Source organism: Pseudomonas sp. SST3 (genome assembly GCF_003325755.1).
Genome location: NZ_QORI02000118.1, coordinates 1 through 4,450 on the forward strand (window position 1 = coordinate 1; position 4,450 = coordinate 4,450).

A 4,450-nucleotide genomic window follows, 5' to 3' on the forward strand; every position below is an offset into this window, starting at 1 on the left:
ATGGGGGCAATGGTCTTCCAGCGCATGAACGCTGCCATCGTTGTCGCGCCACAGGGCGATCTTGTAGCCCAGGCGTCGTATCGACAGCGGCTTCTCACCCAAAAGGTCCGACGGCAATACCGGGAACCAGAGGTCTTTGAGGCCATTGGCCAGATGCTGTTCAACAGGGTCGACGGTCAATTGCATGTTCATTTTTATTCCTTCTGCCGGGTCATTCGCCCAGCCGGGCCATCAGGGTTTTGTAGGCGTCTTCGGTCCACTCGCCGCTGGTCAGCGGGCACGGCGGGCCGGCCAGGTTCAAGTGCGCGAGCAGGGCCGGCAGCTCGGTCACACCACTCCCAAAAGCGCGCTCGATGGAGTCGCCCAGCAACTCTTCGAACTGGGTGTTGGGCCGTTTACGTGCCTGATGGGGTTGCAGGTAGGGTTCGTGAGTACTCATGGTGTTGACCTCCGTAGTCAGGCTGCGTGAATTGTCGAGACGCCCCAGGCGTCGTAGCCGTAGACCCAATCGGCGTTACCGCCGTCCTTGAGCCACTGGTTGCCCCGTGAGCCGATCTGGATCTGGCTGGTACGCTCCAGGCGCGCTTGCTGGTAAGCCTGCAACGCGCCGGCCACAGAGGCCTGGCTGTCGAGGTCTTGCAGGTAGCGGGCTAGCACCACCGCATCTTCGATGGCCTGGCCGGCACCCTGGGCCATGAACGGCATCATCGGGTGGCAGGCATCGCCCAGCAGGGTAATCGCGCCCTTGGACCAGAACGGCAGCGGGTCGCGCTCATACAGCGCGGTCTTGAGCACATCGGTGCAGGCATCAAGCAGGGCGCGTGCGTCCGGGTGGAACGCCTGGTAGTGGCTGCGCAGCTCATCGGCATCGCCGGCGCTGGTCCACGACTCTTCGTGCCAGCTGTCCTGGGCGGTGGTGGCGAAGATGAAGATGTCTTTGCCCTGGTTCAGCGGGAAGGTGACGATCTGGCTTTGCGGGTTCGGCCCCCACCATTTGGTGAACGCCTGGATGTTCGGCACATGCGCCACCTGCTCGGCCGGCACCACCGCGCGATACGCCACCACGCCGGTAAAGCGCGGGTGCTCTTCGCCAAACAGCGCGTTGCGCACCACCGAGTGGATACCGTCGGCGCCGATCAACACGTCACAGCGGTGCTGGCTGCCATCCTTGAAGTGCAAGGTAATGCCGTCGTCAGCTTGTGCGACCCGTTCGGCACGCTTGGCGAACTGCACCTGGTTCAGTGGGAACACCTCGGCCAGGGCCGCGAGCAGGTCGGCGCGGTGGATAGTCAAATTGCGGCGCGCCGTATTTCTGTTCGGCGGCATCGGACATTTCCAGGCGTGAGGTCTCCTCGCCGGTGTCCCACATACGGCTGATGCGGTGGGTAGGCCGGGCGGCCGGGATGCGCACGGCGGGACCAATGCCCAGGCCATCCAGCGCACGGACCGCGTTGGGGGTGAGGTTGATGTCGGCACCGACGCGCAAAAAGGCCTTGGACTGCTCAAACACGGTGACCTGGTGACCGGCGCGATGCAGGGCGATGGCGGCGGTCAGGCCGCCGATACCGGCACCGGCGATAGCAATATTCAGGGAAGGCATGGGCGACTCCTGCTCAAAGGTTTGGGTTTGTCGGTGAGGAACTTGCCTTGCGGCGCCTCGACGTGTTTGCTGGCGTCGGGTGTGCCGTCGATACCGCCAGCAATGGCCCATTCGGCGAACACTGTGGGGCCGGGCTCAAAGGTGCGTGGCTGCCATTCGCCGGTCAGTTGGTCTTCATCGGCGTAGTACTCCACCAGCGCGCCCGCCGGGTTCTTGAAGTACCAGAAAAACGCTGAAGACACCGGATGGCGGCCCGGCCCGATTTCGGTCGGCCAGCCGCTGCGGGACACATGCATGCCACCGCCAAACACTTCGTGAACATCGCGTACGGTAAACGCCACATGGTTCAGCCCGGCCCGTGGTGCCGGCAGTTGCAACATGAACAGGTCGTGGTGGCCACCTTCTTCGGCGGTGCGCAAGAAGGCCCCGCGGTCCGGGTAACGGTCCGAGGCCTGGAAGCCGAAACGCTCATGGTAGAAGGCTTCGCAGGCGTTCACGTCCTTGACGAAAAACACCACATGGCCCACTTCAATCGGCGTGGCGCGCTCATAGATCGGCGCTGCCTTGTTGATCCGGCCCTTGGTCTGCCAGGTGTTGTGGCCGCTGCATTCAATCTCCAGTTCACGCTTGCGCGTGACTTGCAGGCGGATCGCCAGACCGTTGGGGTCGGTGCAGCCAATGCGCCCGTCGCGTTCGATAAACCCGGGGTCATTGGCGATGCGTTGGCTGTACAGCGCCAGGTCGGCAGTACTGGCCACGCCCCAGACCACTTCGCGCACCGTGGAGCCGGCTTCGATGGCCGGCGGCAGGCCCGGCTTGTTCAGGTCGGCAAGCACTACGCGGCAGCCGTTGAGGGTCTCGAACACCACTTCATCCGGTTGCGCGCTGACTTGGGTCAGGCCCCAGTCGCTGAAAAAACGCACGCAGGTGTCCAGGTCCTCGACGCCATAAGTGACTTCATCAATACCTAACACGCTCATTGCGCTACCTCTCGTGGCACACCGGCCCAGGCCAGTGGCTGTTCGTTCATGCCCCAGTAGAGGCTCTTCTGTTCCATGTACTGCAGGATGCCCAGGCGACCTTTTTCGCGGCCCAGGCCGCTGTCGCGCCAGCCGCCGAACGGCGTGGAAAATCGAGAACTGCTTTATAGGTGTTTGATCCACACCGTGCCGGCCTGCAAACGCCGGCCCAGGGCCCAGGCGCGTTTGTAGTCACGGGTCCAGATTCCGGCGGCGAGGGCGTAGACGCTGTCGTTGGCTTGTTCCAGCAGTTGGGCTTCGTCGTCGAACGGCATGGCCACCAGCACCGGGCCGAAGATTTCCTCCTGGCACACTTGCTGGTGGTTGCTCAGGCCCTCCAGGATGGTCGGCGGGTAGAAGTAACCCTGGTCATACAGACCACCGCTGGGGCGCTGCCCACCCAGGCGCAGGCGCCCCCCCTTCGGCCAGGCCGAGGGCGACGTAACGCTCCACGGATTCGCGGTGGCTGGCGCTGATCAACGGGCCCATCTGTGTATGCTCGTCGGCCGGGTCGCCCACTCGCAGGTTCGCGGCGGCGGCGACCAGGCGCTGCATGAACGGCTCGTACAAGGTGCGAGCGATGAACAACCGTGAGCCGGCGATGCAGGCTTCGCCCGACGAACTGAAAATGCCGTACAGCACCCCGGCCACCGCATGATCAAGGTCGGCATCATCGAGAACGATGGTCGGTGACTTACCGCCCAGCTCCAGGGACACCGGCATCATCTTGTCGGCGGCGATATGGGCGATGTGCTTGCCAGTGCGCGTACCACCGGTAAACGACACGCGCTTGACCAGCGGGTGACGGGTCAGCGCGTCCCCCAGCAACGAACCCTTGCCCGGCAGCACGCTGATCAATCCCTTGGGCAGGCCGGCCTCTTCACACAGACGTGCCAGGCGCAGGGCCAGCAGCGGGGTGATTTCCGCAGGTTTGATCACCACCGCATTGCCCGCCGCCAAGGCCGGCGCGACCTTCTGCGCCTCGCTGGCAATCGGCGAGTTCCACGGAGTGATCGCGGCGACCACGCCCATCGGTTCATACACGCTCATACTGACGAAATCACCGCGTGACGGGGTGATGGTTTCTTCCAGGGTTTCGCAGGCTGCGGCGAAAAACTGAAAGGTGCCCGCCGCACTGGCTACCAAGGCGCGGGTTTCATTGATCGGCTTGCCGTTGTCCTGGCGTTGCAGTTGCGCCAGCTCTTCGCTGTGCAGGCGGATCAGCTCGGCGATGCGGTACAGCACGCCGGCTCGTTCGTGAGGTTTGCGCTGGCCCAGCCGCTGTGCAGGAATGCCTGGTGCGCGCCCTGGATGGCCTCCTCTACATCCTGCAGGTCGGCGGCATTGAGCCAGGCCACGGCTTCGCCGGTGGCCGGGTAGCGGCTGGCATAGCGCTCGCCGCGGCCTGGGCGCCACTGGCCGGCGATGCAGATGGGTAATGTCTGTTCGGTGTTCATCGACGGCTCCTAAATGGAAATCGCGTGGGCATGGTTGCCCAAGGCACGGACCACGCTGTACACGGTCAGCGCCGAGGTCTTCGGGTTGGCCAGCAAGGGCTTGCCGCGCAGGCTCAACTCGAAACGGCCAAAGGCGCCCCGGGCTTCGAAGTGGTGGACGTTTTTTCATCGCTGTGGGGGTCGGCGATCAACGTCACATGGGTGCGGTCCAGGCCCAGCCCGGCCAGCGACAGAGTGGCCGCGACGTTGGCGTTCTTGGGGTACAGGCGCGCCGCTTCGCGGGCGCTGCCCTGGAAGATCACCGTGGCTTGCTCGATGCTGTCCAGGTCACAAGCCTGTTCGCCGGGGGTGTTCTTCCAGGCGCGTGCCGGCTT

Annotated in this window: 7 protein-coding genes and 2 pseudogenes; all 9 read right to left on the bottom strand. The window is 64.2% G+C overall.

Annotated features, from left to right (window positions below; translation table 11 throughout):
• The coding region (locus tag DQ405_RS24700) for a Rieske 2Fe-2S domain-containing protein (protein WP_168426383.1) at nt 1-192 on the bottom strand (192 nt) is incomplete at its 3' end.
• A 19-nt stretch (nt 193-211) separates the two neighbouring features.
• Nucleotides 212-439, bottom strand: a complete 228-nt coding sequence (locus tag DQ405_RS24705) for a recombinase-like helix-turn-helix domain-containing protein (RefSeq protein ID WP_003195684.1) — start codon at nt 437-439, stop codon at nt 212-214.
• Between the two features lie 17 nt (nt 440-456).
• Entirely contained in the window at nt 457-1,293 is an 837-nt protein-coding gene (locus DQ405_RS24710; protein WP_274597435.1) for an FAD-dependent monooxygenase, read from the bottom strand.
• Nucleotides 1,193-1,600 (bottom strand): NAD(P)-binding protein, encoded by a 408-nt coding sequence (locus DQ405_RS28205; protein ID WP_274597436.1) that lies wholly within the window; start codon nt 1,598-1,600, stop codon nt 1,193-1,195. Before DQ405_RS28205 ends, DQ405_RS24710 begins: the two co-directional genes overlap by 101 nt.
• Entirely contained in the window at nt 1,588-2,580 is a 993-nt protein-coding gene (locus DQ405_RS24715; RefSeq protein ID WP_168426384.1) for a VOC family protein, read from the bottom strand. The genes DQ405_RS28205 and DQ405_RS24715 overlap by 13 nt, the downstream gene beginning before the upstream one ends.
• Nucleotides 2,577-3,029 (bottom strand): annotated as a pseudogene (locus DQ405_RS28790) (aldehyde dehydrogenase family protein). The gene DQ405_RS24715 and the pseudogene DQ405_RS28790 overlap by 4 nt, the downstream one beginning before the upstream one ends.
• Nucleotides 2,989-3,864, bottom strand: a complete 876-nt coding sequence (locus DQ405_RS28795; protein WP_446730916.1) for an aldehyde dehydrogenase family protein — start codon at nt 3,862-3,864, stop codon at nt 2,989-2,991. Before DQ405_RS28795 ends, DQ405_RS28790 begins: the two are co-directional and overlap by 41 nt.
• Nucleotides 3,840-4,076 carry a hypothetical protein gene (locus DQ405_RS28800; RefSeq protein ID WP_446730917.1) on the bottom strand — a complete coding sequence of 79 codons (237 nt, stop codon included), beginning with the start codon at nt 4,074-4,076 and terminating at the stop codon, nt 3,840-3,842. The genes DQ405_RS28795 and DQ405_RS28800 overlap by 25 nt, the downstream gene beginning before the upstream one ends.
• Nucleotides 4,077-4,085: 9 nt before the next feature.
• Nucleotides 4,086-4,450 (bottom strand): annotated as a pseudogene (locus DQ405_RS24725) (aspartate dehydrogenase domain-containing protein); the annotation flags it as partial.